A 24,763-nucleotide genomic window follows, 5' to 3' on the forward strand; every position below is an offset into this window, starting at 1 on the left:
GCCCGGCGGCGGACCGCCCCCGGGTTACCGCGCGGCCGGTCCTTCGACGGTCACGCGCGGGACCTAGAGTTGCGGTCGACGTCGAGCGCTGGGGGCCGGGATGGAGCTGCGGGACACCGACCGGGCGTTGGTGCAGGCCGCCACGGCGGTTTCCAAACTGCGGTGCCGCAGCCAGCACCACACCGTCGCGTCGGCCGCTCGGACCGCCGACGGACGGGTCTTCACGGGCGTGAACGTCCAGCACGTCTCCGGGGGGTCCTGCGCGGAACTGGTCGTGATCGGCACGGCCGCGACGCAGGGCGTGACGGCGCTTGAGACGATCGTCACGGTCGCCGACCGGGGACGCGAGGTCATCCCGCCGTGTGACGGGTGCGGGCAGGTGCTGCGCGACTACTTCCCGTCACTGCGGGTGATCGTCGGCGACATGGACGCCCTGCGGGTGGTCCCGATCGGCGAACTGCCCCCGAGCCCCGCGGCCGGCTGACCGGATCGGCCCGCACGGCCCGCCCCGGTGGGCGCCCGGTCAGTCGCCGGCCGCCGCCTCCAGCATCGATCGGGGGATCGGTACGCCCTCGAACCGCACGTTGCCCTCCGCAACCAGCCAGCTCATCACGGACACGGACAGGCGGCCGGCCCGCACGGCCGGATCGTTGGCGTAGAGCGCGCGGACCTCGTCCGGGGCGATGGACAGGACGACGAACCCCCGCAGCCGGTCGTCGTCGGCGTGCAGGAACGGCCCGGTCGCGAGCACCAGTCCCTGCTCGATGAGCCCCGCCTGGTGTGCCAGGTGCGCGTCCTGCAAGCGGTCGATCGCGTCCTGCGGCAGCTCCGGCGGATCCGACGGTCGGACCAGGAGGGCGACCGTGTGCTGGTCGAATCGCATGTCCACACCCTATGGTGCGCCCCAATCGCTATGTCCCTCTTATGGGTGTGATCCGCCTTCTGTCCCCCTTGTTCCCGTCCGCGAATCCCATTCTCTTATTGACGGTCGGAGAGCGATGGGGAGGTGCGCCATGGTCAGCAGACGACGGCTGCTCGCCGCCGGTGCCGCTGGTGGCGCCGCGGTTCTGGCCCCGGTGGGTTGGACGGCGTCGGGTCGGGCGCTCGCCGCGGCGGCACCGCTGGACGCCGGTGACATTCCGAAGTACGTCGCGCCACTGCGGATCCCACCAGCCATGCCACCGGTGGCGACCGGTCCGGAGCGGGACACGTACGTGATCGCGGTACGACAGTTCCGCCAGCAGATCCTGCCGGCGTCGTGGCCGCGCACCACTGTGTGGGGGTACGGCTCCACCGCCCACCCCGGCAGCTTCGGCTACCCGGCACCCAGCATCGTGGCGCGGGTGAACCGCCCCGTGCGAGTGACCTGGGTCAACCAACTCATCGACGCACGGGGCGGCTATCTGCCGCACCTGCTGCCGGTGGACCCCACCCTGCACTGGGCCAACCCACCCGGCGGAGTGGAGCACCGCGACCGGCACGGCCGCTGGGACGGCAACCCTCGGGGGTACCGCGGGCCCGTGCCCCAGGTGGTGCATCTGCACGGTGGGCACAGCACGCAGGAGAGCGATGGACACGCCGAGGCGTGGTACCTGCCGGCGGCCCGTGACCTGCCGCCCGACTTCGCGGTGACCGGCAGCGCGTACCACGAGTTTCGGTCCCGCTTCGGTGAGCGCTCCGGCCTGCGCTGGGCGGCGGGTTCGGCCACCTTCGAGTACGCCAACGACCAGCGGCCCTGCACCCTCTGGTATCACGACCACTCGCTGGGGCTAACCCGCGAGAACGTCTACGCCGGACCGGCCGGGTTCTACCTGCTCGGCGGTGGGGACGACCTGCCAGACGGTGTGCTGCCCGGCCCGGCGCCGACCCGTGATGATTCGCCGAACGCCCAATACCACGACATTCCGCTGCTGATCCAGGACCGCAGCTTCACCGCCGACGGTGACCTTGCCTACCCGGGCGGGCACGCCACCGGCGGCGACGCGCCGCCGATCTGGGTGCCCGGGTTCACCGGCTCCACCATGGTGGTCAACGGCCGCACCTGGCCCACGATGACGGTGCAGCGCCGGCGTTACCGGTTCCGGCTGCTCAACGGCTGCAACAGCCGGTTCCTGCTGCTCAGCGTGGTCGCCAACGCCACCGCGCGGCCGGCCCGTCCGGTGCTGCCGGTCTGGCAGATCGGCAGCGACGGCGGCTTCCTGCCTGAGCCGGTGCCGCACGAACGCGTGGCACTCGGCCCCGCCCAGCGGGTCGACGCGATCGTCGACTTCACCGACGTGCCAGCAGGTACCGAGCTTTACCTCGTCAACGAGGGGCCCGATGGGATGTACGGCGGCGGTCGGCCGGGGGTGGACTTCGCGCCGGCTGACCCGCGGACCACCGGGCAGGTGTTGCGCTTCGTGGTCACCGACGCGACCGGCGTGGACACCAGCGTGCCGCCGGAGCAGCTGCGGCTGCCGACACACCCGCGGATCGGACCGGCCCAGCGGGTACGACGGTTGTCGCTCAACGAGCGGATGTCCGGCGGGTCGGGGTCGACAGTCATGCTGCTCGGCACCCTCGACGAGCGTGGCCGGGGTCTGCCGCTGCGCTGGAGCGACCCGGTGACCGAGCAGCCCAACCTCGGCGCCACCGAGGTGTGGGAGGTGCGCAACTTCACCCGGCACGTACATCCGGTCCACCTGCACCAGGTCCAGTTCGAGCTGCTCGGTCGAGGGCACTCGGGCAGGTCGCAGCCTGGCCCGTCGGACCGGGGGTGGATGGACACGGTGCTCGCGTACCCGTGGGAGGTGACCCGGATCAAGGCGCGCTTCGACCTGCCGGGTCGCTACGCCTGGCACTGTCACCTGTTGGAGCACGAGGACAACGAGATGATGCGGCCGCTGAACGTGCTGCCACGCGGTGGTGCGGCGGCCGGGGACGGTGGTCCGCTGAACGTGCCGGAGGAACCCTGATCGGCATCGACCGACGCCTGTTAGGCCACTTTCCGCAGGTCGGCTAAGGTAAGGCGAACCTAAGCCCGATCGTGCAGGAGATTCGTGACCACCCTCGCCAGCCGGCCGACCCGGAGTCGGGCCAGCACCCGCACCGGGCGTCGGGTGACCGTCACCGTCGGGTCCGCGCTGGTGCTGTTGCTCGCCGTGCTGGCCAGCTTCGCGCTCGGCAGCCGGCAACTCGGGGTCGACCAGGTCTGGCACGCACTTGTCGCGCCGGACGGCAGCGACGCCAGCACCATCGTCCGTGAGTTGCGGATGCCGCGTACGGCGCTCGGCCTCGCCGTCGGGCTCGCGCTCGCCGTGGCCGGGGTGTTGTTCCAGGCGCTCACCCGCAACCCCCTCGCCGAGCCCCGCATCCTCGGCATCAGCGCGGGCGCGTCGTTCGGTGTGGTGCTCGCCATCTCCGTCTTCGGCATCGGCACGCTCGCCGGGTACGTCTGGTTCGGCATCGCCGGGGCACTGATCGCCGGGTTGCTGGTCTTCGCCATCGCCACCCGGGCCCGCGAGGGGGCCAGCCCGGTCACCCTCGCGCTGGTCGGAGCGGCGCTCGACGCCAGTCTGGCCTCCGGGGTGTACGCGCTGCTCAGCATCAACGCCCGCACCTTTGAGGAGTACCGGTTCTGGGTGGTCGGCGGGCTGGCCGGCCGGGACCTGTCGGTCACCGCGCAGGTGCTGCCCTTCGTCCTCACCGGGCTGGTGCTGGCCGCCCTGGTGGCCCGCGGTCTGGACGCGCTGGCCCTCGGCGACGACGTGGCCCGCGGCCTCGGCCATCGGATCGGCCGGGTCCGCCTCGGCGGTGGCCTCGCCGCGGTGCTGCTGACCGGGGCCGCCGTGGCGGCGGCCGGGCCGGTCGCCTTCGTCGGGTTGGCCGTGCCGCACCTCGCCCGCGCCCTCGTCGGCGCGGACCACCGCTGGACCCTCGCCGTCTCCGCCCTGCTCGGGCCGGCGCTGCTGCTCGGCGCCGACATCGTGGGCCGGCTCGTCGCCCCGCCCGGCGAGATACCGGCCGGGATCGTCACCGCGCTGATCGGTGCGCCACTGCTGGCCGTGCTGGTCCGCCGCGCCCGGGTGGTGACCGCGTGACGACCACCCACCGCCCGTCCCGTCCTTCGGCCATCGGAGGCGTCACGACGTCCGGCATCGCCAGCGCGCGGCTGCCCGGGCGGTCGCTGCTGCGCATCGGCCCGGTCAGCCTGCTGATCCGCCGCCGCGCGTTGCTGGTAGCCGCCGTGCTGACAGTGCTCCTCCTTCTGGCTGTCGTGCTCAGTCTCTCGCTGGGCACCCCGTACGTCGCCCCGGCCGACGTGGTGCGCGCCCTCTCCGGTGCCGGCACCCCGTACGACCTGGTTGTCTTTGAACTTCGGCTGCCACGGATCGTGCTGGCCGCGGTGGCCGGCGCGGCCTTCGGTGTGGCCGGCACCCTGATCCAGAGCGTGGCCCGCAACCCGCTCGCCAGTCCGGACGTCATCGGCATCACCCAGGGCGCCGGCCTCGCCGCCACCGTGGCACTGACCACCGGTATGTCCGCGGTGCTGGTAGCGCCCACCGCGCTGGTCGGCGGGCTGCTCGCCGCAGTGCTGCTGTTCGCCCTCGGTGCCCGACACGGGCTGGCCGCGCAGCGGTTCGTGCTCGCCGGCGTGGCGGTCGCCTTCGCGTTCCGGGCGCTCACCGAGGTGGTCATGCTCACCGCCGACCCGATCGACGGGCTGCGCGCGCAGATCTGGCTGATCGGCACCCTGGCGGGCAAGGGCTGGACCGAGGCCGCCTGGATCGCCGGCACGCTGCTGGTGCTGCTGCCGGTGCTCGCCTGGGCCGGCTGGGCGCTGAACAGCACCGCCCTGGACGACGACACCGCCCGGGGCGTCGGGCTGCGCCCGGTGGCCCGCCGGATCGGCCTGGCCGGCACCGGTGTGGTCGTCGCCGCGATGGTCACCGCCCAGGTCGGCGCCGTCGACTTCGTGGCGCTGGTCGCCCCGCAGGTGGCCCGCCGACTGGTACGAGCCGAACGGCCACCACTGGTCTGCGCGGCGCTGCTCGGCGCGCTCCTGCTGGTGCTGGCCGACCTGGCCGGCCGGCGGCTGTTCGCACCCACCCAACTACCCGCCGGTGTGCTGACCGCCGCGATCGGCGGCCCGTACCTGATCTTCCTGTTGCTGCGCGGACGGCGGCGGTCGTCGTGACGCCTCAAGGAGTCGAGTGATGCTCTCCACCCGCGACCTGGTCGTCGGCTACGACGAGCGGACCGTGCTCGACGGGCTCGACCTGGACCTGCCGACCGACGCGTTCACCGTGATCGTCGGGCCGAACGCGTGCGGCAAATCCACCCTGCTGCGCACGATGGCCCGGCTGCTCACCCCGCGCCGGGGCACGGTGCTGCTGGACGGCAGCGCCATCCGTGACCTGCCGACCCGGGAGGTGGCCCGCCGCCTCGGTGTCCTGCCGCAGAGCCCGTTGGTCCCCGAGGGCGTCACCGTGACGGACCTGGTCGGGCGCGGCCGGCAGCCCTACCAGCGCTGGTGGCGGCAGTGGTCGTCGGAGGACGGCGCGGCGGTGGATGAGGCGATGGCCCTGGCCGACGTGACCGACCTGGCCGACCGGCCGGTGGACAGCCTCTCCGGCGGCCAGCGGCAGCGGGTGTGGATCGCCATGACGCTCGCCCAGGACACCGACGCCCTGCTGTTGGACGAGCCGACCACCTTCCTCGACCTGGCCCACCAGGTGGAGGTGCTGGACCTCCTGCACCGGCTGCGAACCGAGCGGGGCCGCACCGTGGTCGCCGTGCTGCACGACCTGAACCAGGCCGCCCGCTACGCCGACCACCTGGTCGCGATGCGCGACGGTGCCGTGGTGGCCGCCGGACCGCCCCGGGAGATCCTCACCGCCGACCTGGTCCGCGACGTCTTCGGGCTGGCCTGCGTGGTCGTGCCCTGCCCGGTGACCGGGGTGCCGCTGGTGGTGCCCGCGTACACCGGAGGCAACTCCGCCCTAGCCACCGCGTCCCCCGCCGCGCCCGCGTCCGCCGCGCCCGCCGCGTCCGCCGCGCCCGCCGCTCCCGCCGCGCCCGCCGCGTCGATCTAGGGCGAATTGTTGTGCGTCGAGATCAACTGACAGCGATCTGCCCTAGATCGACGCGGTCTGGAGCGTGGACTCTCGCCCCTTGGTTGGACGTTCTTCCTACCACCGGCGACGCGGCCAACCCGCTCGCCGATTCGTACCCCTCGAAAGGACTCTGATGCGTCGTCTCGTCGCCGCTCTCGCCGCGGCCGCCGCCCTCGGCGTCGGACTCACCGCCTGCGGTGAGAGCGACCCGGTCGCCGGCTCCACCACCGGGGAGACCCGGGAGATCACCCACGCCATGGGCACCACCAAGGTCCCGGCCGAGCCCAAGCGCGTCGTCGTGCTGGACACCGACAAGATCGACACGGCGCTCTCGCTGGGCATCACGCCCGTCGGCGCCGCCACCGCCGGTGAGGCCAAGAGCTGGCCGACCTACTTCGGCGCGGACAAGCTCGCCGGCATCAAGGAGGTCGGGGTGCTCACCGAGCCCGACCTGGAGGCGATCAACGCGCTGAAGCCGGACCTCATCCTCGGCAGCAAGTTCCGCCAGGAGAAGTTCTACGACGAGCTGGCCGCCATCGCGCCGACCGTGTTCACCGACAAGGTGGGCATCACCTGGAAGGAGAACCTCCTCCTCGACGGCAAGGCGCTCGGCCGCGAGCAGCAGGCCAAGGATCTGCTCGGCGCGTACGAGAAGCGGGCCAAGGACTTCGGCGCCACCCTGGGCGACGCCGCCGCGCGCAAGGTGTCGATCGTGCGGTTCCTGCCCGGCAACATCCGGGTGTACGGCCCCGACTCGTTCTCCGGCATCGTCATCGGCGACACCGGTCTGGGCCGCCCCGATCGCCAGTTGCTCGCCGCCAAGGAGGACAAGCGCTTCGACATGGTCAGCCCCGAGCGGATCAACGAGGTCGACGGTGACGTCATCTTCGTGACCGCGTACGGCGACAAGGCCGCCGCCGAGCAGACCAAGGTGGCCGGCGGGACCCTCTGGAAGGGCCTCGGCGCCGTCAGGGCCGGCAAGGCATATCCCGTCTCCGACGAGGTCTGGATGACCGGCATCGGAGTCGGCGCCGCCAACAAGATCCTCGACGACCTGACCAAGTACCTCCCCGCCGCCTGACACCCCCAACGCGCGCTGCCCGGGTCCCGCGCGCTGCCCGGGTCCCGCGCGCTGCCCGGGTCGCGCGCGCTGCCGTGCGCGCCGGGCCATGATCGCGCTCGATCCAGGAAGTAGTGGTCTCGCTCGACGAGGGAGGCCACTACTTCCATGTTCGAGCGCGATCATCGTCCCGCGGGCGAGTGGGACCGCCTTCGAAGGGCGGCCCTGACCTCGGCGAGGAATCCTTCGAAGTCCTCCCGGAGGCGCTTGGCAGTCACGTGCAGGACGATCCACTCGCCGCCGAGCAGTCGGTTGAGCCGTCGGCGGTCCCGGTGGAACTGCTCGGGATCGTCGTGCCAGAGCCCGTCGTACTCCACCGCGACCTTGAACTCTGGCCAGGCCAGGTCAAGCCGGGCCACAAACCGGCCCTGGTCGGCCACGACCCACTGCGTCTGGGGCCTGGGTAGGCCGGCGAGGACCAACCGCACCCGGGTGCGGGACTCCTGAGGTGACTCCGCGCCAGCATCGGCCAGGTCGACCGCACGCAGCAGGGACCGCCAGCCCCGCCGACCGGCCCGGCTCAGCGCGTACTCGCGCAAGGCCGATACGTGTGTGAGCCGACTGGCCAGGATCGTGTCGATGACAACCACCGCCTCGACCACGTCGAGCCAACGGGCGAGATCCCAGCAGGTCCGCGCCGGGCTGGTCACCCTGAGCCCTGCCCTGTCCACCGTGTCGCCGGGATCGATCTCCCCGTGGTGGATCCGAAGGCCGGCGATCGGCCCGATCCGGGCGTCTTTTGGCACAAGCACGTCGAGCGGCTCGTTCGGTCCCGGTGCCGTGCAGCCGTACAACGCCGCCGAAGCGCGTCCGGCGAGGGCCGCGCCGGGCGGGATCAACCAGCGCCTGACGGCGGCGCACCTGAGTCTGTGTGTGACTTTGACCTGGGCATCGGCGTAGACGTCTCGGAAGAGCGGCCGCCACGCGGAGCTGCGCAGGTCGTTTCGGGTCAGCAGACCGCGCGAGACGGCGATCGAGCCACGGAAGATCCGACCGCGCAACTGCGGCGGACGTCGAGGAGCTTTCGGCATGGGCTCCAGGCTGACGGATCACCCTCGTGCCATGCCGCCCCTGTGGATAACCCCCGACCGCGCTTCGGCGCCGGTGCAGACCCGTCGTCCCCATGATCGCGCTCGAACACGGATGTAGTGGCCTCCCGAGAAAGCGAGGCCACTACATCCTGGATCGAGCGTGATCTTGAGAGGGGGCCCGGGATTCGGCGGGGCGGCGGGTTGGGGAACGGTTAGGTGGGTGAGTGGGTGTTAGGCGGCGGTGGACCAGATGGCGCGGAAGGCGGCGGCTTCGCCGGCCAGCCACTGCTCGATCTGCTCGGGCTTGGCGGCGGTGGGCATGCGGTGGGCCTCGCCGCGGCGGACGTCGACCAGGACCGGCTCGGCGTGCGGGAGCACCGCGTCCATGTGTCGGGCCATCAGGTGCAGGGTGGCGAGCACCGACTCCTCGCTCGGTGGGGTCTCGTCGAAGTGCAGGCGGACCGCTTCGACGCGGCCGTCGGCGTGTCGTACGCCGAAGTGGGGATTGATCTTGACGGGTAGGTCGCCCAGCATGGCCAGGGCGTCGCGGGTCTGGGCGAGATCGACGGCGGCTGGCTCGCCGAGGGAGTGCAGCCAGGCCATGGCGCCGGGAACGAGCGCCTGGTAGAGCGGGCGCCAGCGTGGCTTGACCACGTCGACCACCCCGGTCAGGTGCGAGCCGCCGGTGTGGAAGGCGATGTCGGCCTTGAGCGCCTTGACGAACTGGCCGTGCGGGTTGAAGCCGGACCGGCTGGCTCGCTGCTTGCGCAGCCCGCCCACGAAGGTCGCCTTGGTGGGGCCGGTGCGGTCGACGTAGCGGGTGAAACCGAGCAGTGTGGCGTAGGGGGTGAGGGGCGTGGAGGCGGGCGCGGTCACGGGCGTCCTCCCAGGTCAGGAACTCGATTAGTACATACATTCTAATCGACACCTCTGACATCTCCCAGCGAATCTGGGGGTCCGAAGTTGCCCGCTTCGGGGTTCTTGGCAGTGCGCCTTTCGTGCCTCGAGGGCGCAGCCAGGGAACGGGGCCAGTGCCGGCCGGCGGCCGCTGCCACCGCGCTCCGGCTGGGGTTGGCAGTGGTCACCCGTCCCGGGGCGGTTTGACGGCTGTCAGGGCGGCGGTCAGCCGGCTGATGCCGAACTCGAAGGCTTCGTCGAGGTCGCCGCCGAGGTTGAAGGCGCCTGCGAGTTCCATGCTGATGAAGCCGTTGGCCCAGGCGGTGAACGTGCGGGCTGCCGCCAGGGCATCCTCAGGTCCGGCGAGGTTGGCGGCGACGCGCAGGGCGGGGGCACTGGCCAGGGTGAGGGTGTCGAGGCTGGGGCGGGTCTCCTCGGGGCCGCTGGCGAAGATCAGGTGGTAGCCGGCCGGGTGGGCGTGGGCGAACGCGCGGAAGGCGCGGGCCAGCTCTCCGAGGTCCCTGCCTGGATCGCCGCTGCCGGCGACGGCGCTGAGCCGCTCGCCCAGGTCGTGGACGGCGGCCTCGGCGACGAGCCGGATCAGGGCGTCGCGGTTGCGGACCCGTTTGTACAGCGAGGGGGCGCGTACGCCGACCCGCTCGGCGACCGCCTGCATGGTCAGCCCCGGGAGCCCCTGCGACTCCAGAATGTGGCGGGCAGTCGTGACGATGTCGGCGAGGGACGTTCGGTCGGGGGTGGGCATGCGGTGTTCCTTCCGGGTGGGCGACGACCGTCACCATGATAGCTATGGACCTTAGGCATCATGGCTATGTATCGTAGCTATCAGAACGTGACGTCACTTCGGGAGGCAGCATGAAGCTCGGCCCACACCTGCACCGCATCGGCAACGACATCGTCGCCGCCTACCTGATCGAAACCGAGGAGGGCGTGACCGTCGTGGACGCCGGCCTCGCCGGTCACTGGTCCGACCTGGTCGCGGAGCTGTCCGCCATGGGTCGTTCGCTCGCCGACGTCCGGGGCCTGATCCTCACCCACGGCGACACCGACCACATCGGCTTCGCCGAGCGGCTCCGGCGCGATCACGGCGTACCGGTCTACGTGCACAGCGCGGACGCCGCCCGCGCCCGCGGCGAGATCAAGTCCAAGGCGCCCTTCGGGACGTTCAAGGTGGGCGCGATGGCCGGCTTCCTCTGGTACGCGAGCCGCAAGGGTGGGTTGCGCACCACCTACCTCAGCGAGGTGGTCGCCGTGCAGGACGGTCAGGTGCTCGACCTGCCCGGCACTCCGCGCGTCATCGGGATGCCCGGCCACTCGCCCGGCAGCATCGCCGTGCACGTGCCGATCGCCGACGCCGTGTTCGTCGGCGACGCGCTCACCACCCGACACGTGCTGACCGGCCAGCAGGGCCCGCAGCCGGCGCCGTTCACCGACGACCCGGCGCTGGCACTCGCCTCGCTCGCCCGTATCGAGGACCTGCGGGCGACGTGGATCCTTCCCGGCCACGGCAGCCCGTGGAACGGAGGCACCGGTGAGGCGGTGCGCCGGATCAAGGCGGTCGCCCAGGCCCGGTGACCGGCGCGCCTGCCGCGCGCGGTCGTGCCGAGCCTGGTCAACGCAGCGGAAGCGGGCCGGCTACGACCGTCCGGCCCGGACAAGACCGGTCCGGTACGGACAAAACCGGACCGGACCGGAAGCTGCGGTCAGAGCTGGCCGACGTCGGTGATCCGAATGACCGCCGCGCCGATCTCGTCCGAGGCGGCCAGGTCGATCTCGGCGCTGATGCCCCAGTCGTGGTCGCCGTTCGGGTCGTCGAAGATCTGTCGGACGGTCCACCGCTCCCGGCCCTGCTCGATCATGAGCAGCGCGGGCCCTCGGGCGTCCGGTCCGACGCCGATCGAGTCGTACGACTCAAAGTAGGGCCTCAGTGCGTCGGCCCACGCGTCGTAGTCCCAGCCGTCGCCGGCGTCCAATTCGGCGAGCAGGTCCCAACGGCGCAGTGCGGCCAGCTCGACGCGGCGGAACAGCGCGTTGCGCACCAGCACCCGGAACGCCCGCGCGTTGCGGGTCACCGCCGGCGGCCGGTCGGTCAGGGCAGCGTGCGCCTGGGCCACCTCGGCCACGTCGGACGGGTTGCGCAGCCGCTCCCACTCGTCGATCAGGCTGGAGTCGACCTGGCGGACCAGCTCGCCCAGCCACTCGATGAGGTCGATCAGCTCCTCGGTCTTGGCGTCCTCGGGCACGGTCTGCCGCAGCGTCTTGAACGCGTCGGCCAGGTAGCGCAGGACGAGGCCTTCCGAGCGGGTCAGCCCGTAGAACTGCACGTACTCGGTGAAGGTCATCGCCCGCTCGTACATGTCGCGGACCACGGCCTTGGGGGAGAGCTGGTGGTCGGCGACCCAGGGGTGCCCCTGTCGGTACATCTCGTACGCGGCCTCCAGCAGCTCGGCGAGGGGCTTCGGGTAGGTCACCTCGTCGAGCAGTTCGAGGCGGGCCTCGTACTCGATGCCTTCGGCCTTCATGGCGGCGACCGCCTCGCCGCGCGCCTTGAACTGCTGCGCGGAGAGGATCTGCCGGGGGTCGTCGAGGATCGACTCGACCACCGAGAGGACGTCCAGGGCGTACGACGGGGACTCGGCGTCGAGCAGCTCGATCGTGGCCAGCGCGAGAGGGGAGAGCGGCTGGTTGAGCGCGAAGTCGAGCTGGAGGTCGACGGTGAGTCGGATCCGCCGGCCGGTCTCGTCCGGCTCAGGCAGCTCCTCGACCACGCCACCGGCGCGCAGCGCGCGGTAGATGGCGATCGCCCGGCGGATGTGCCGGCGCTGGGCGGCAGGCTCCTCGTGGTTGTCGGTGAGGAGGTGCCGCATGGCGGTGAACGCGTCCCCGGGCCGGCCGATGACGTTGAGCAGCATCGAGTGGCTGACCTGGAAGCTGGAGGTCAGCGGCTCCGGCTCGGCGTCGACCAGCCGGTCGAAGGTGGGCTGACCCCAGCCGATGGATCCCTCCGGCGGCTTCTTGCGGACCACCTTGCGGCGCTTCTTCGGGTCGTCACCAGCCTTGGCGAGAGCCTTCTCGTTGTCGATGACGTGCTCGGGGGCCTGCACCACGACCCGGCCGATGGTGTCGTAACCGGCCCGGCCGGCCCGTCCGGCGATCTGGTGGAACTCCCGGTTCTTGAGCAGCCGGGTACGGACCCCGTCGTACTTGGACAGGCCGGTGAACAGCACCGTGCGGATGGGCACGTTGATGCCGACGCCGAGGGTGTCGGTGCCACAGATGACCTTGAGTAGGCCGGCCTGGGCGAGGGTCTCCACCAGTCGGCGGTACTTGGGCAGCATGCCGGCGTGGTGCACGCCGATGCCGTGCCGGACCAGCCGGGAGAGCGTCTTGCCGAAGCCGGCGGTGAACCGGAAACCACCGATCGCCTCGGCGATCATGTCCTTCTCAGCGCGGGTGCAGACGTTGACGCTGGTCAGCGCCTGGGCGCGTTCCAGCGCGGCGGCCTGGGTGAAGTGGACCACGTACACCGGGGCCTGCTTGGTCTCCAGCAGTTCCTCGAGCGTCTCGTGCAGCGGCGTCATGGCGTACGAGAAGATCAGCGGGACCGGCCGCTCGGCCGTGCGGACGACGGCGGTCGGCCGCCCGGTGCGCCGGGTCAGGTCGTCGACGAACCGGGTGGTGTCCCCCAGGGTGGCGGACATCAGGATGAACTGGGCCTGCGGCAGCTCGACGATCGGCACCTGCCAGGCCCAACCCCGGTCCGGCTCGGCGTAGAAGTGGAACTCGTCCATGATCACCTGGCCGACGTCGGCCTTCACGCCCTCGCGCAGCGCCAGGTTGGCCAGGATCTCGGCAGTGCAGCAGATGATCGGGGCGTCGGCGTTGACGCTGGCGTCGCCGGTCAGCATGCCGACGTTCTCGGCGCCGAAGACCTCGCAGAGGGCGAAGAACTTCTCCGACACCAACGCCTTGATCGGCGCGGTGTAGAAGGTTGTCCGACTGTCGGCGAGCGCCGCGAAGTGGGCGGCGATCGCCACCAGGCTCTTACCCGAGCCGGTGGGCGTGTTCATGATCAGGTTGGCGCCGGAGACGATCTCGATGACCGCCTCCTCCTGATGAGGGTAGAGGTCGAGGCCGCGCTCCTTCGCCCAGTTGGCGAATGCGTCGAAGAGGGTGTCGGGGTCGGCGCTTGTCGGCAGCGCGGCGGTGAGCGTCATAGCCTGTCCATGGTGCCTGGATCATGCCCCCGCGCGCCAACCCGGCCTCCGCCGGACCCCCGTCCGTGCGTCGCGGACGCCCCGCCGGTCACCGTCGGCGGTAGAGCAGGTCGGCGACCGGCCGGCCAGCCGTGATCGCTCGCCGCTCGAACTTCGTCACCGGACGGTGCGCCGGACGCGGCGCGAAGCCGCCGTACGCGTCCACCAACCCCGGGTCCGCATCCAGGGTCCGGCGCATCCCCTCGGCGTACTCGGCCCAGTCGGTCGCGCAGTGCAGCGTGCCGCCGGGCCGCAGCCGGGACCGCAGCAGCGCCACGTGCGCCGGCTGGATGATCCGGCGCTTGTGGTGGCGGGCCTTCGGCCACGGGTCGGGAAAGAAAATGTGTACGGCGTCCAGCGCGTCCTCGGGCAAGCCGCTGACCAGGAACAACGCGTCACCTTCAGCCACCCGCACGTTGCTCAGGCCGCCGCGGTCCACCAGGTCGAGCAGGTTGGCGATTCCCGGCGTGTGCACCTCGACCGCCAGATAATCTCGATCCGGGTCAGCGGCAGCCATCGCAGCGGTGGTGTCGCCCATGCCCGAGCCGATCTCCAGCACCACCGGCGCCCGGCGACCGAACAGGTCGGCCAGGTCGACGGGCACGACCGGCCCATCCGGCACAGCCAGGCCGTACGCGGGCCAGAGCCGGCCCAGCGCGTCGGTCTGCCGTTCGCTCATTCGACCCCGGCGGGGGTGGAACGTGCGGATCGGCCGACTCGCGGGCAGGACGGCGGGGTCATGGTCGATGGCGGTCACAGCGACCCGAGCGTACGCGACCTCGCCGGCGGATCGGATGTGATGTGCGACCGGAAATGAGAGGATCGAACTGGTACGGCAGGTCGGGTGCTCCGCTGCCCGACACGGCCGCACGGCGTCGAGAGGGGGCATCGTGGCAGTGACCCGTGGCGGCGTGACCCTGTCGGTGATAGCGGTGCTCGCCGGCCCCCTGCTTGCAGCCACCCCGGCACACGCCGCGCCCCTGGCCGCCGCCCCCGCACATGCCGCGTCCACCGTCCGGGCCGCTCCCGTATCCGCGGTCCAGCCCGCCGGCCTCGTGCTCCGGGCGCCCGGCGCTCTCCAGCCTGCCGCTGTCGCGCCCGCGCCACAGCCCGAAGGTCCACCGGGGGGCGCGCCCCAGCCGGGGCCGCCGGTGGATGTCTTCGTCGAGGTGAGCCCCAGCACGGTGCAGCCCGGCTACCTGGTCGGCATCCGGGCCAGTTGCCGGGACAACTCGGTGGGCGCCACCGTGGTCTCCGACGCCTTCGGGGCGGTCGGCGTACAGCCGCAGCGCGGAGTGCTCACCGCCGCACCGATGGTGCGCGAGCGCACCCGCCCCGGCAACTACCGGGTCAAGTTGGAGTGCCGCGACGGTGAGACCGCCTCGACCATGCTCCAGGTGGTCAAGAAGGTCCCGGCCCAGCCCAGTCGCGGCCCGGCCACCGGTTTCGGTGGGGGCTCCGGCGGAATGACCAGCAAGCTGCTGCTGCCCGGCGGCGCGGCGCTGACCATCACCGGGTTGATCCTCGCCGTGGTGGCGTTGCGCCGACCGCGTGCCGTCCGTGCCGCTGCGCGCAACTGAGCCCGCCGTGGAGATCTTCCGCCCCACGCCACCGCCGGCCTCCGATCGCCCGGCGGTGGCTGCTCGCCCGCCGACCGCCGTGACGCCTCGGCGTAGCCGTCCTCCTGGCCGTAGCCCCTGGTCGGTGCCGCTGGCCGTGGTGCTGGTGCTGGCCGGCGTCTTCGCCACCGGGGCGGGCCTGGGTCGCTCGGTCGGCCCGCTCGACCTGGCCCCGGCTGGCGGTGACCGGCCGCCCCGCAGCGAGTCGGTCGGGTTGTCGGCCAGTCGCCCGGTGCGACTCTCGGTGCCGGCGATCAAGATCGCCGCGCCGGTGGCGCCCGTCGGGCAGGCCCGGGACGGCTCGATCGCCGTACCGCCGCTGGAGCGGCACAACGAGACCGGCTGGTACGACCGTGGTCCGACGCCCGGCGAGCCCGGCCCGGCGGTGATCGTCGGGCACGTGGACACCAAGAGTGGCCCGTCGGTCTTCTACGACCTGGGCAAGCTGCACCCCGGCGACCTGATCGAGGTGGCCCGGGCGGACAAGTCGGTGGTGGTGTTCAAGGTCGACACCGTCGAGCACTTCCCGAAGGACCAACTGCCCGGCGAGCGGATCTACGGCCACGACGGGCCGCCCGGGTTGCGGCTGATCACCTGCGGTGGCCAGTTCGTCGGCGGCCGCACCGGCTACGCCGACAACGTCATCGCCTTCGCCACCTTGCAGTCCTCCCGCAAGCCCTGACATCTACCCGGCCGGCCCGTCGATCCGCATGATCGACACCATCTCGGCGATATCGCGGCATCCCTCCACCCAGACACCCCCATATCGCCAACATGGAATGGATCAACCGCCGGGAGGGCCGCCTGGAATCAACGCCGGGAGGAGGGCCGGCTACGGCTGGGGGACGTGCAGGGCTACCTCGAACTCCAGGAGGGTGGCGCCGGAGGCGACCGGACGCCGTTGCTCGCCGCCCTCGCCGCCGGCGTGGGCGGCCCGGGACGGCCCAGCGGCCCACGCCTGGTACGCCTCCTCGGTCTCCCAGCGGGTGTAGACGAAGTAGCGGGTCTCCCCGGCCACCGGCCGGAGCAGTTCGAAGCCCAGGAAGCCGGGGGAGTTCTCCACCGTCCCGGCCCGGGCGGCGAACCGCTTCTCCAGCTCCGCGCCGCTACCGGCGGGGACGTCGATTGCGTTGATCTTCACGACTGCCATCTGTCCACCCTAGCCAGGCTCAGAACGCCTCTACGGCGGGTACCAGGTCCGCGTCGACCACGATCGGGGCGTGGTCGGAGGGGCCCTTGCCCTTGCGGGCCTCCCGGTCCACGTACGCCGAGCGGACCGCCCGGGCGAACGGCGCGGAGGCGTACACCAGGTCGATCCTCATGCCCTTGTTCTGGTGGAACATCCCGGCGCGGTAGTCCCAGTAGGTGAAGGGGTGTGGCCCCTTCATCGAGGTCGGCACCACGTCGTCGAGGCCCAGGTCGCGCAGCGCCGCGAGGGCCGCCCGCTCGGCCGGGGTGACGTGCGTGGAGTGGGTGAAGACCGCCGGGTCCCAGACGTCGGCGTCGGTCGGAGCGACGTTGAAGTCGCCGCTGACGGCCAATGGCAGCCCACCGGCCAGCTCCGCCTCCAACGCGTCGCGCAGCGCCGCGAACCAGGCCAGCTTGTACGCGTAGTGCGGGTCGTCGGGCGTCCGGCCGTTGGGGACGTACACCGACCAGACCCGCACCCCGTCGCAGGTGGCGGAAATGGCCCGAGCCTCGGGCTCGGGAAAGCCGGGCTCACCGGCGAACCCGACCCGGACGTCGGTCAGGCCGACTCGGGACAGGATGGCCACCCCGTTCCACCGGCCGTCGCTGTGGCTGGCCACGGTGTAGCCCAGCTCGCCCACCTCGGCCACCGGGAAGGCGCCGTCCGGGCACTTGGTCTCCTGCAGGCAGACCACGTCCGGTCCGGTGCTGGCCAGCCACTCCAGCAGCCGGGGTAGCCGGGCCTTCACCGAGTTCACGTTCCAGGTCGCCAGGCGCATGCCCCCAGCCTGCCGCATCCGCCCCCGCGACGCCCGGTCAGCTGCCCGGGGTGTCGCCGGGACGGGTCTGTTCGGCCAGGAACCGTTCCAGCTCCGCGCCGAGTTCGTCGGCGGTGGGCAGTGGGCCGGCGTCCGCGGCGAGCAGGTTCTTCTCCCCGCGACCCCGGGCGAACGCGTCGTACTGCTCCTCCAGGGCCTGGACCAGGGCGGCGGCGTCCTCGGTCTGGGCGACCTGCCGGTCGATCTCCACTCGAACCACCTCGGCGGCCGAGCGCAGCCCGTCGCCGGGCAGCAGCAGTCCGGTGCTGCGCGACACCGAGGTGAGCAGCACCTCGGCGGCCGCCGGGTACTCGGTCTGCGCCACGTAGTGCGGCACGTGGGCGGCGAAGCCCAGCGCGTCGCGGCCCTGCTCGCCGAGGCGGAACTCCAGCAGGTGACCGACGCTGCCGGGCACCTGGACGCGTTGCAGCCAGGGCTCGTACCCGGCGATCAGCTCGGGGCGGGTGGCGTGCGCGGTCACCCCGGTGGGCCGCGTGTGCGGCACCGCCATCGGGATCGAGTTGAGCCCCACGGTGAGACGGACGTCCAGTCGGGCGGCGAGCCCGGCGACGGCGGCCACGAAACGCTCCCACTGCAGGTCCGGCTCGGGGCCGGTGAGCAGCAGGAACGGAGTCTCGTCGTCGTCCTGCAGCAGGTGCAGCTCCAGCTTGGGCGAGTCGACGCTCTCCCAGTGGTCCTCGACGAAGGTCATCACCGGTCGCCGCGACCGGTAGTCGAAGAGCTGGTCGACGTCGAAGGTGGCGATCGGCCGGCCCTCCAGCGAGGTGAGCAGTTGCTCGCGTGCCAGCCGGCTGGCGTTGCCGGCGTCCACGAACCCGGTGAGGGCCTGGATGAGGACCGGTTGCCCGAGGTCGGGCAGATCGTCGGTGAGCTGGTAGAGCTCATGTGGGTCGAGCACCGGTGCGGACCTCCCTGAAATGTGCCTGCGGGGTGCCGACGCGACGGAGGGCACCCGTTCGGGCAACGTACCCGCCATCCTGGCGCATTCCTGCGCCGGGCGATCCGTCGCCCGGAGGATGGGCATGACCGGACCAATTACCTGATTACGCCGCCAGGCCGGTTCCGTCGACCGATCGGCCGAGGGGCGGTTCGGCCCAAAGGACGAGTTTGTCGATCATGTCAGGCCAGGGGGTTCGATGTCCGGGCCTGTCGCCAGCCGTGCCGGCCTGCGTGCGACGCCAGCTTCATCCGGTACGCGAGGTACGTTCCCCGGGCTGGTGGACCCGCCCGGGTCGTCCACCAGCAAGGGCCCAATGTGTGGCGAGCGCCACGTGATCACCGTGCGTGATCAGGGTTTCCCCCTGCCTAGCCTCGTTTGATGCGTGACGACGGCACCCTCGACGACCCGAACGCCCCGAGCAGCCCCACTGCCGATACGGAGGATGGCACCTCAACCGAACGGACAACCGCCGCGAGCCGGCTCCTGGCGTACGCCCGGGACCTGACCGGTCGACGCCGGGCGCAGGTGGCCCTCGCCACCGGTGTGGTCTGCTGCCTCGGCCTGGCGGCCGTCGTGCAGGTCCGCGCCGAGAGTGGCGGTGGGGCGGCCCCGGTCGATTCGCTCGCCAACAGCTCGGAGCTGCTCCAGCGCGCCGAGCAGCAGCGCGCGTCCCGTGACCTGGAGCGCGTTGCGGTCTCGAGCACTCCCTCCGCCAGCACGACCTCGGCAGACCCGGACACCACCCCGCAGGCCGCCAAGACCGCCGCGGCGCTCCCGACCGACCCTGCGCCCGTCGCCGGGTTGGACGAGGACCAGATGGAGAACGCGGAGGCGATCGTCCGCGCCGGTCGCAAGATGGGGGTGCCCCGCCGAGGTCTGGTGATCGCGGTGGCCACCGCCATGCAGGAGAGCAACCTCTACAACGTGGCCAGCGGTGTGCTGCCCGAGTCGCAGAACTACCCGCACCAGGGTGTCGGCTGGGACCACGACTCGGTCGGGCTGTTCCAGCAGCGTTCGAGCAGTGGCTGGGGCCCGGTGGGCCGGCTCATGGAGCCCGAGTTCGCCACCCGGCAGTTCCTCGCCGCGCTGGAGCAGGTGCCCGGCTGGGAGCGGATGCGGCTCACCGACGCTGCTCAGGCGGTGCAGGTCTCCGCGTACCCCGAGCACTACCAGCAGCACGAATGGCGGGCTAACCGGGTCGTCGACGCCATCGTGCCGGCGGGACGGTAACCTACCGCCCACTATGGACGGTTGGGGTTGAGGCTGTCGCGTCCCGGGTACATGTGTTGCGGGTTCGGGGTACACATGACAGAGGGATCATCGACAGGAGGACGTCATGTCACTGATGCAGCGGATCACCATGTTCCTGAGATCACCGAAGGGGCAGCAGTTGGTCGAGCGAGGTCGTCGAGAGATGGCCAAGCCCGGCAACCAGCAGAAGCTCAAGGGGTTGGCTGCCAGGCTGTCCAACCGCCGCCGCTGACCGCCCCATCGGCCGCCCTGTCCGCCGTTCCCACCCCTGGGGAGACCCGGTGACCGACACTCCACCCGTTGGCGGCCAGTCCGCCGCCCCCACCCCCCAGCCGTCCGTCGGCCTGCCGGCCGGGCCGGTGGATGCCCCCGAGGGTCCGCCGGCCCGCCTCTGGGACCGGATGCGTAACGACCCGCAGTACGCGCCGGAGCACCTCGCCCTGGAGGCGGTGCGCCGGCTCGGGCCGGAAGCCGTGCAGTGGGCCAGCCGGGCCCGAGCCGAGCAGCCCGGCATATCGGCCGATGTCCTGGCCGACCAGGCGGCCCGCAAGTTCGTCAACCTGGCTCGCCTGTCCGGTGCGGTCTCCGGCGTGGCCGGACTGCCCGGCGCCGTGATCGACGTCGGCGTGCTGGCCTGGACCCAGGCGCGGATGGTGCTGCACATCGCCGCCGCGTACGACGTCGACCCGCTGCACGGCGACCGGGCCACCGATCTGCTGGTGCTCCAGCGCGTGCACAAGGTCGCCGAGAGCGCCCGGCTGGCGCTCGGGGTGGCCGCCGGCCGGGAACGCGCCGACGCGCTCTTCGGTCTGGCTGGCCAGCGGCCACTCGGTCGGGTCATGGTGCAACTCGGCCTCCGGCTGGCCCGGATGGCCGGCGTCCGGGCCGCCAAGCGGATGTTCGCCAAGATCGTCCCCGGCGCGGCCATCGTGCTCGGCACCTGGGCCAACTCGTCGGCCACGAAGGACCTCGCGCAGCGTTCCGGGGCGCTCTACCGCACCCGCGGCATCGCCGTCCCGGAGCCTCGCCAGCCCTGACGAGACCGCCCGGGTCGGTCAGTTGGCCAGGCCGGAGGCGCGCCAGGTCACCTCGGCGAGCCGGCCCTGGCCGGTGGCGTTCGGGTGGAACCAGTCCAGCGGGTTGAGCAGGTCCAGGGTGAACCGGACCTTGTGTACCGCGCCGCCGTCATGCCGGCAGCGTGAGCCGTACGCCCGGCACGCCGCCACCAGTTCGGCGTTGTACGCGTCGATCCGGTCCCGGACGGCGGCCCGGCGCGCCCGGTCGGCGGGCGCTGTCGAGGTCGCCTCGGCCAGCAGGGCCGGGCAGATGCCCCGCCGCCAGGCGCGTACCGCCCGTGGGTCGTCGTGCCCGACCTCCCAGAGCCGGTACAGGTCGGGGATGCTCACCACCAGCACCCGTGCCTTCGGCCGACCGGTCCGCAGCACCCGTAGGCCCCGGTCGACGTCGGCCCGGAACTGTGCCACCGGCGTCATCGCGTCCACCCCGCTCCGGCAGACGTCGTTGGCACCGATCAGCACGGTGACGTAGTCGGCGCGGTCGCGTACCGCTGCCGTGGCCTGGCCCTCCAGCGCGTCCGCGCGGGCGCCGGGACGGGCGTGGTTGTACGTCCGGTCGCGGATCGCCGAATTCTGTTCGAGCAGCCGCCGGTAGTGGCTCTGCACCCGCAGGCCGTTCCCGGTCGACCAGGAGTTGCGCTCGCAGGAGGTGAGCACCAGGCAGGAGGCGAAGCCGGTGCTGATCGAGTCGCCGAGCGCGGCGATGCCGCCGGGCCCTCCGGACTGCGGGGCGCTCTTGGTGGGGCGGGGTGTCGCGGAGGTGCCACCCTCGCAGGCGAGCGCGACCAGCGCCGCGAGACAGGCCAGGGCGGCGACCCAACGTCGAGGCATGACATCCCCCGGTCTCGCAGCAGAGAGCTACAGCGCGGTAACTCTATGCGTAGGACGTGGTTTGTCGGGGAGTTGCTGTCGGGTATGCGGCAGAGCGCCGAGCCGGTGCCAGCGGGGTGCTATAAACCCCGCCAGGGCGCCGGCTGGCCGTGCAGCCACCAGTGCAGCGCCCGGGTGATCTGGGGCAGCACCAGATAGGTCATCAGCGGGGTCAGAAAGAGCGTCATCAGCAGCACTCGCGCCGCCAGCGGCACAGCGTCGAGGAAATGACTGGTCAGCAGGGTGGCGGTGAGGCTCAGCGGAAAGAACGCCAGCCAGATGGTCACCGCCTGCTTCCACCTCGGCGGCGACGTGGGCGCAACCGGCTCGACCGGGTCCACCGCGTGCTCCAAGGGGCGGTCGAACCAGCCCTCGATGCCGGTACGCCGCTCGACCCGGGTGTGCTCCACGATGCCCTGCGCGGAGCTGAGCCACCAGTGCCGCTGCGGCGACTCCTCCCACCGGCCAAGCGTCTCGGCGTCGGCGAAGCGGTAGAGCATGTGCCACTCCGGCGAGCCGGGACCGCTCTGCACCCAGCCGGCGCCGAGGAACCCGGGGAACGCCTCGGCCAGCGCGGTGCCGGCCCGCATCCAGGCCACCATCTCGCTGGTCCGGCCCGGATCGACACGGCGGGAGATGGAGACGGTCACCGGCACGGCGAGGGTCATTGACATGCGCCCATCCTGCGGTCGGCGGGGCCGCCCGCGCGAACGGATGTGCCAGAGCTAACCGGCACTGAAGGGTGTGGGAGCGCGCAGAGCCGGTTAACCCGGCCGATCGGGGGTAGGTCGGGGGGTATGACGAGATCGCAGCCCCGGCGTGCCCGCGGCACGGTCGGCCACGCGAACAGCGCGCTGAACCTCCGGCTCACCCTCGCCGGGTTCGGGTTGGTGATCATGGTGGTCTTCGCGGTGCTGGCGTTCTGGGCCGGCATCGCCTGGCTCGGCGTGGTCTGCGCGATCCTCGCCGTGGTCGCCGTGATCGACCTGGTCGTGATCCAGCGCCGCCGCGCCGCCCGCCACCGCGAGGAGCCGGGCGTCAAGCACTCGCTGTTCGAGTGACAGGAGGACGAGATGCCCCACATCGCCACCACCAACCCCGCCACCGGCCAGGTGCTCAAGACCTATGAGGCGATGTCCACCGAGCAGCTCGACGGTGCCATCGAGCGCACCGACCTCGCGTACCAGCAGCTGCGGCAGACCACCGTCGACCAGCGTGCCCGGTGGATGAACGCCGCGGCTGACCTGCTCGACGCCGAGCGCGACGAGATCGCCCGGATCATGACCACGGAGATGGGCAAGACCTACGTCGCGGCGCAGGCCGAGGTGACCAAGTGCGCCGCGGCTGCCCGCTTCTACGCCGACAAGGCCCCGGCGTTCCTCGCCGACGAGCCGGCCGACGCCGCGGCCGTTAAGGCGATCCGTGCGTTCATCCGCTACCAGCCGATCGGCGTGGTGCTCGCGGTGATGCCGTGGAACTTCCCGCTCTGGCAGGTGATGCGCTTCGCCGCACCGGCGCTGATGGCCGGCAACACCGGTCTGCTCAAGCACGCCTCGAATGTGCCGCAGACCGCGCTGCTGCTGGAGGACGTGTTCCGTCGGGCCGGCTTCCCCGAGGGGGCCTTCACCACCGTGCTGGTCGGCTCGGACGCCGTCGACCGGATCCTCAGCGACCCCCGCGTGCGCGCCGCCACGCTCACCGGCAGCGAGCCCGCCGGTCGGTCCATCGCCCAGATCGCCGGGCGGGAGCTGAAGAAGACCGTCCTCGAACTCGGCGGCAGTGACCCCTTCGTGGTGATGCCATCGGCCGACGTGGACCGGGCCGCCGAGGTGGCCACCACCGCCCGCTGCCAGAACAACGGCCAGTCCTGCATCGCCGCGAAGCGGTTCATCGTGCACACCGACGTCTTCGACGCCTTCGCCGAGAAGTTCGCCGCGAACATGGCCGCACTGCGCGTCGGCGATCCGATGGACCCGAACACCGATGTGGGGCCACTGGCCAGTGAGCGTGGCCGCGACGAGGTGCACGCCCAGGTCCGCGACGCGGCGGACAACGGCGCGACCGTGCTCTGCGGCGGCGAACCGCCAGCCGGCGACGGGTGGTTCTACCCGCCGACCGTGGTCACCGACCTCACCCCGGAGATGCGGATGTGGTCCGAGGAGGTCTTCGGCCCGGTCGCCGGCCTGTTCCGGGTGTCGTCGTACGAGGAGGCGATCGAGGTCGCCAACGGCACCAGCTTCGGGCTCGGCTCGAACGCCTGGACGCGGGACTCGGCCGAGCAGGAGCGCTTCGCCACCGACCTGGACGCGGGCAACGTCTTCATCAACGGGATGACCACGTCCTATCCGGAGTTGCCGTTCGGCGGTGTGAAGAACTCCGGTTACGGGCGGGAGCTGTCCGCGCTGGGCATGCGAGAGTTCTGCAACACCAAGACCGTCTGGGTGGGCGAGGGCGCCGCCTCGGCCGGCGCCGGCGCGCACGCCGAGTAGCGCACGCCGAGTAGCTCACGCCGGGTAGCTCACACCGCGGTACGCATCAGCGGGGGCGGTCGTGGGTAGGAAGTGCCGGCATGACGTTGTTCGGTTTTCACGCCTCGCACGAGCAGATCGGTCCGCGCGCCCTGTTGGAGGCGGTGATACACGCCGAGCGGGCCGGCTTCGACGCCGCCATGTGCTCCGACCACTTCTCCCCGTGGAGCGCCCGGCAGGGCGAGTCCGGCTTCGCCTGGTCCTGGCTGGGCTCCGCGCTGCAGGCCACCGGTATGCCGTTCGGCGTGGTCAACGCGCCCGGCCAGCGGTACCACCCGGCGATCATCGCGCAGGCGATCGGCACCCTCGGCGCGATGTACCCGGGCCGGTTCTGGGCGGCGCTGGGCACCGGTGAGGCCAGCAACGAGCACATCACCGGCGACCCGTGGCCGCGCAAGGACGTCCGCGCCGCCCGGCTGCGCGAGTGCGTGGACGTGATCCGGGCGCTGCTCGCCGGGGAGGAGGTCAGCCACGACGGCCTGGTTCGCGTGGATCGCGCCCGGCTGTGGACACGCCCCGAGCAGCCGCCCGCGCTGGTCGGTGCCGCCGTCAGCGTGGCCACCGCCCGCTGGTGCGCCGAATGGGCGGACGGCCTGATCACCGTGAACGCCCCGGTGGCGCACCTGCGCGAGATGATCGACGCGTACCGCGGTGCTGGCGGGCGCGGGCCGCTGCACCTGCAGGTGCACGTCTCCTGGGCGCCGGAGCAGGCGCAGGCGGAGGCGATCGCGTACGACCAGTGGCGCAGCAACGTGTTCCCTCCGCCGGTCTGCTGGGATCTGGAAACCGCCGAGCACTTCGACGCGGTCTCGGCCGACGTGCCGGCGCGGCGCGTCGCCGAAGTGGTGAACGTCTCGGCTGACCTGGGTCGGCACGTCGGCTGGCTGGAGGAGTACCTGGAGCTCGGCTTCGACCAGATCGCCCTGCACCACGTCGGGCAGGAGCAGCGCGGCTTCATCGACGCGTTCGGTGCCGAGGTGCTGCCCAAGTTGCGCCGGGCTGGCTGATCGAGGTCCGGACCGGCGGACCCCTAGG

Annotated in this window: 26 protein-coding genes; 15 read left to right on the plus strand and 11 right to left on the minus strand. The window is 71.8% G+C overall.

What is annotated here, in order from left to right:
• The first annotated feature begins 100 nt into the window (after positions 1-100).
• A complete protein-coding gene (locus tag ABZT18_RS09815) occupies positions 101-484 on the plus strand; it encodes a cytidine deaminase (RefSeq protein ID WP_354993877.1) in 384 nt (127 codons plus the stop codon).
• A 39-nt stretch (positions 485-523) separates the two neighbouring features.
• Here the strand turns inward: ABZT18_RS09815 and ABZT18_RS09820 are convergent, their stop codons facing one another.
• Positions 524-883, minus strand: coding sequence for a YciI family protein (locus ABZT18_RS09820; RefSeq protein WP_354993876.1), 360 nt, complete (start codon positions 881-883; stop codon positions 524-526).
• A 130-nt stretch (positions 884-1,013) separates the two neighbouring features.
• On the opposite strand from ABZT18_RS09820, the gene ABZT18_RS09825 reads away from it, so the two are divergent.
• The 5 genes from ABZT18_RS09825 to ABZT18_RS09845 all read left to right on the plus strand — a co-directional run bounded on the left by ABZT18_RS09825 (position 1,014) and on the right by ABZT18_RS09845 (position 7,176).
• Positions 1,014-2,954 carry a multicopper oxidase domain-containing protein gene (locus tag ABZT18_RS09825; protein ID WP_355250927.1) on the plus strand — a complete coding sequence of 647 codons (1,941 nt, stop codon included), beginning with the start codon at positions 1,014-1,016 and terminating at the stop codon, positions 2,952-2,954.
• 84 nt (positions 2,955-3,038) lie between these two features.
• Positions 3,039-4,079 carry an iron ABC transporter permease gene (locus ABZT18_RS09830; protein WP_354993874.1) on the plus strand — a complete coding sequence of 347 codons (1,041 nt, stop codon included), beginning with the start codon at positions 3,039-3,041 and terminating at the stop codon, positions 4,077-4,079.
• Complete coding sequence (locus tag ABZT18_RS09835) at positions 4,076-5,176, plus strand: iron ABC transporter permease (RefSeq protein ID WP_355250930.1); 1,101 nt, start codon at positions 4,076-4,078, stop codon at positions 5,174-5,176. The genes ABZT18_RS09830 and ABZT18_RS09835 overlap by 4 nt, the downstream gene beginning before the upstream one ends.
• A 19-nt stretch (positions 5,177-5,195) precedes the next feature.
• A complete protein-coding gene (locus tag ABZT18_RS09840) occupies positions 5,196-6,074 on the plus strand; it encodes an ABC transporter ATP-binding protein (protein WP_354993872.1) in 879 nt (292 codons plus the stop codon).
• Positions 6,075-6,228: 154 nt separating this feature from the next.
• Positions 6,229-7,176, plus strand: coding sequence for an iron-siderophore ABC transporter substrate-binding protein (locus ABZT18_RS09845; RefSeq protein ID WP_354993871.1), 948 nt, complete (start codon positions 6,229-6,231; stop codon positions 7,174-7,176).
• Between the two features lie 161 nt (positions 7,177-7,337).
• Here ABZT18_RS09845 and ABZT18_RS09850 read toward each other — a convergent pair whose 3' ends face one another.
• From ABZT18_RS09850 to ABZT18_RS09860, 3 genes are all read right to left on the minus strand, one after another.
• Positions 7,338-7,967: a hypothetical protein gene (locus ABZT18_RS09850; protein ID WP_355250933.1), complete on the minus strand. Its 630-nt coding sequence runs from the start codon at positions 7,965-7,967 to the stop codon at positions 7,338-7,340.
• Between the two features lie 510 nt (positions 7,968-8,477).
• Positions 8,478-9,122, minus strand: a complete 645-nt coding sequence (locus ABZT18_RS09855; RefSeq protein WP_354993869.1) for a hypothetical protein — start codon at positions 9,120-9,122, stop codon at positions 8,478-8,480.
• A gap of 205 nt (positions 9,123-9,327) precedes the next feature.
• Complete coding sequence (locus ABZT18_RS09860) at positions 9,328-9,906, minus strand: TetR/AcrR family transcriptional regulator (protein ID WP_355250936.1); 579 nt, start codon at positions 9,904-9,906, stop codon at positions 9,328-9,330.
• A gap of 110 nt (positions 9,907-10,016) precedes the next feature.
• Between ABZT18_RS09860 and ABZT18_RS09865 the strand changes: the two genes are divergently transcribed.
• Positions 10,017-10,736, plus strand: coding sequence for an MBL fold metallo-hydrolase (locus tag ABZT18_RS09865; RefSeq protein ID WP_355250939.1), 720 nt, complete (start codon positions 10,017-10,019; stop codon positions 10,734-10,736).
• Positions 10,737-10,864: 128 nt separating this feature from the next.
• Here the strand turns inward: ABZT18_RS09865 and ABZT18_RS09870 are convergent, their stop codons facing one another.
• Entirely contained in the window at positions 10,865-13,378 is a 2,514-nt protein-coding gene (locus tag ABZT18_RS09870) for a DUF3516 domain-containing protein (RefSeq protein ID WP_354993866.1), read from the minus strand.
• An 88-nt stretch (positions 13,379-13,466) separates the two neighbouring features.
• Complete coding sequence (trmB, locus tag ABZT18_RS09875) at positions 13,467-14,096, minus strand: tRNA (guanosine(46)-N7)-methyltransferase TrmB (protein ID WP_354994059.1); 630 nt, start codon at positions 14,094-14,096, stop codon at positions 13,467-13,469.
• 208 nt (positions 14,097-14,304) lie between these two features.
• Between trmB and ABZT18_RS09880 the strand changes: the two genes are divergently transcribed.
• Both ABZT18_RS09880 and ABZT18_RS09885 read left to right on the plus strand, forming a co-directional pair.
• The gene (locus ABZT18_RS09880; RefSeq protein ID WP_355251016.1) at positions 14,305-14,997 is read left to right on the plus strand and encodes a hypothetical protein; all 693 of its coding nucleotides are present in this window, start codon (positions 14,305-14,307) and stop codon (positions 14,995-14,997) included.
• 79 nt (positions 14,998-15,076) lie between these two features.
• Entirely contained in the window at positions 15,077-15,718 is a 642-nt protein-coding gene (locus ABZT18_RS09885) for a class F sortase (RefSeq protein WP_355251019.1), read from the plus strand.
• Positions 15,719-15,868: 150 nt separating this feature from the next.
• Here the strand turns inward: ABZT18_RS09885 and ABZT18_RS09890 are convergent, their stop codons facing one another.
• The 3 genes from ABZT18_RS09890 to ABZT18_RS09900 are packed head-to-tail and all read right to left on the minus strand — an operon-like array spanning position 15,869 to position 17,961.
• Entirely contained in the window at positions 15,869-16,186 is a 318-nt protein-coding gene (locus ABZT18_RS09890) for an antibiotic biosynthesis monooxygenase (RefSeq protein ID WP_355250942.1), read from the minus strand.
• A gap of 19 nt (positions 16,187-16,205) precedes the next feature.
• Entirely contained in the window at positions 16,206-17,003 is a 798-nt protein-coding gene (locus tag ABZT18_RS09895; protein ID WP_355250945.1) for an exodeoxyribonuclease III, read from the minus strand.
• Between the two features lie 37 nt (positions 17,004-17,040).
• The gene (locus ABZT18_RS09900; protein WP_354993863.1) at positions 17,041-17,961 is read right to left on the minus strand and encodes a PAC2 family protein; all 921 of its coding nucleotides are present in this window, start codon (positions 17,959-17,961) and stop codon (positions 17,041-17,043) included.
• Positions 17,962-18,381: 420 nt separating this feature from the next.
• On the opposite strand from ABZT18_RS09900, the gene ABZT18_RS09905 reads away from it, so the two are divergent.
• The 3 genes from ABZT18_RS09905 (at position 18,382) to ABZT18_RS09915 (ending at position 20,291) form a co-directional block, all read left to right on the plus strand.
• Complete coding sequence (locus ABZT18_RS09905) at positions 18,382-19,233, plus strand: peptidase M23 (protein ID WP_355250948.1); 852 nt, start codon at positions 18,382-18,384, stop codon at positions 19,231-19,233.
• A 106-nt stretch (positions 19,234-19,339) separates the two neighbouring features.
• Positions 19,340-19,486 carry a hypothetical protein gene (locus tag ABZT18_RS09910; protein WP_167493884.1) on the plus strand — a complete coding sequence of 49 codons (147 nt, stop codon included), beginning with the start codon at positions 19,340-19,342 and terminating at the stop codon, positions 19,484-19,486.
• 49 nt (positions 19,487-19,535) lie between these two features.
• Entirely contained in the window at positions 19,536-20,291 is a 756-nt protein-coding gene (locus tag ABZT18_RS09915) for an EcsC family protein (RefSeq protein ID WP_354993861.1), read from the plus strand.
• 18 nt (positions 20,292-20,309) lie between these two features.
• On the opposite strand, the gene ABZT18_RS09920 is transcribed toward ABZT18_RS09915, so the two are convergent.
• Both ABZT18_RS09920 and ABZT18_RS09925 read right to left on the minus strand, forming a co-directional pair.
• On the minus strand, positions 20,310-21,161 hold the full coding sequence (locus ABZT18_RS09920) for a GDSL-type esterase/lipase family protein (RefSeq protein ID WP_354993860.1): 852 nt from the start codon (positions 21,159-21,161) through the stop codon (positions 20,310-20,312).
• Between the two features lie 119 nt (positions 21,162-21,280).
• Positions 21,281-21,874, minus strand: coding sequence for an antibiotic biosynthesis monooxygenase (locus tag ABZT18_RS09925; protein ID WP_354993859.1), 594 nt, complete (start codon positions 21,872-21,874; stop codon positions 21,281-21,283).
• A 123-nt stretch (positions 21,875-21,997) separates the two neighbouring features.
• Here ABZT18_RS09925 and ABZT18_RS09930 point away from each other — a divergent pair, with 123 nt between their 5' ends.
• From ABZT18_RS09930 to ABZT18_RS09940, 3 genes are all read left to right on the plus strand, one after another.
• On the plus strand, positions 21,998-22,261 hold the full coding sequence (locus ABZT18_RS09930; RefSeq protein ID WP_354993858.1) for a DUF6343 family protein: 264 nt from the start codon (positions 21,998-22,000) through the stop codon (positions 22,259-22,261).
• 12 nt (positions 22,262-22,273) lie between these two features.
• Entirely contained in the window at positions 22,274-23,689 is a 1,416-nt protein-coding gene (locus tag ABZT18_RS09935; protein ID WP_354993857.1) for an NADP-dependent succinic semialdehyde dehydrogenase, read from the plus strand.
• 80 nt (positions 23,690-23,769) lie between these two features.
• The gene (locus tag ABZT18_RS09940; protein WP_355250951.1) at positions 23,770-24,735 is read left to right on the plus strand and encodes a TIGR03885 family FMN-dependent LLM class oxidoreductase; all 966 of its coding nucleotides are present in this window, start codon (positions 23,770-23,772) and stop codon (positions 24,733-24,735) included.
• The last annotated feature ends 28 nt before the right edge of the window (positions 24,736-24,763 follow it).

The sequence above is a fragment of the Micromonospora sp. NPDC005291 genome (genome assembly GCF_040607415.1).
Taxonomy (GTDB): Bacteria; Actinomycetota; Actinomycetes; order Mycobacteriales; family Micromonosporaceae; genus Micromonospora.

Coding starts and splice junctions, on each gene's coding strand:
- ABZT18_RS09815 (WP_354993877.1), top strand. CDS start 101: ATGGAGCTGCGGGACACCGACCGGGCGTTGGTGCAGGCCGCCACGGCG.
- ABZT18_RS09845 (WP_354993871.1), top strand. CDS start 6,229: ATGCGTCGTCTCGTCGCCGCTCTCGCCGCGGCCGCCGCCCTCGGCGTC.
- ABZT18_RS09890 (WP_355250942.1), bottom strand. CDS start 16,186: ATGGCAGTCGTGAAGATCAACGCAATCGACGTCCCCGCCGGTAGCGGC.
- ABZT18_RS09940 (WP_355250951.1), top strand. CDS start 23,770: ATGACGTTGTTCGGTTTTCACGCCTCGCACGAGCAGATCGGTCCGCGC.
- ABZT18_RS09840 (WP_354993872.1), top strand. CDS start 5,196: ATGCTCTCCACCCGCGACCTGGTCGTCGGCTACGACGAGCGGACCGTG.
- ABZT18_RS09895 (WP_355250945.1), bottom strand. CDS start 17,003: ATGCGCCTGGCGACCTGGAACGTGAACTCGGTGAAGGCCCGGCTACCC.
- ABZT18_RS09920 (WP_354993860.1), bottom strand. CDS start 21,161: ATGCCTCGACGTTGGGTCGCCGCCCTGGCCTGTCTCGCGGCGCTGGTC.
- ABZT18_RS09825 (WP_355250927.1), top strand. CDS start 1,014: ATGGTCAGCAGACGACGGCTGCTCGCCGCCGGTGCCGCTGGTGGCGCC.
- ABZT18_RS09860 (WP_355250936.1), bottom strand. CDS start 9,906: ATGCCCACCCCCGACCGAACGTCCCTCGCCGACATCGTCACGACTGCC.
- ABZT18_RS09930 (WP_354993858.1), top strand. CDS start 21,998: ATGACGAGATCGCAGCCCCGGCGTGCCCGCGGCACGGTCGGCCACGCG.
- ABZT18_RS09905 (WP_355250948.1), top strand. CDS start 18,382: ATGCGTGACGACGGCACCCTCGACGACCCGAACGCCCCGAGCAGCCCC.
- ABZT18_RS09925 (WP_354993859.1), bottom strand. CDS start 21,874: ATGTCAATGACCCTCGCCGTGCCGGTGACCGTCTCCATCTCCCGCCGT.
- ABZT18_RS09820 (WP_354993876.1), bottom strand. CDS start 883: ATGCGATTCGACCAGCACACGGTCGCCCTCCTGGTCCGACCGTCGGAT.
- ABZT18_RS09865 (WP_355250939.1), top strand. CDS start 10,017: ATGAAGCTCGGCCCACACCTGCACCGCATCGGCAACGACATCGTCGCC.
- ABZT18_RS09935 (WP_354993857.1), top strand. CDS start 22,274: ATGCCCCACATCGCCACCACCAACCCCGCCACCGGCCAGGTGCTCAAG.
- trmB (WP_354994059.1), bottom strand. CDS start 14,096: ATGAGCGAACGGCAGACCGACGCGCTGGGCCGGCTCTGGCCCGCGTAC.
- ABZT18_RS09910 (WP_167493884.1), top strand. CDS start 19,340: ATGTCACTGATGCAGCGGATCACCATGTTCCTGAGATCACCGAAGGGG.
- ABZT18_RS09870 (WP_354993866.1), bottom strand. CDS start 13,378: ATGACGCTCACCGCCGCGCTGCCGACAAGCGCCGACCCCGACACCCTC.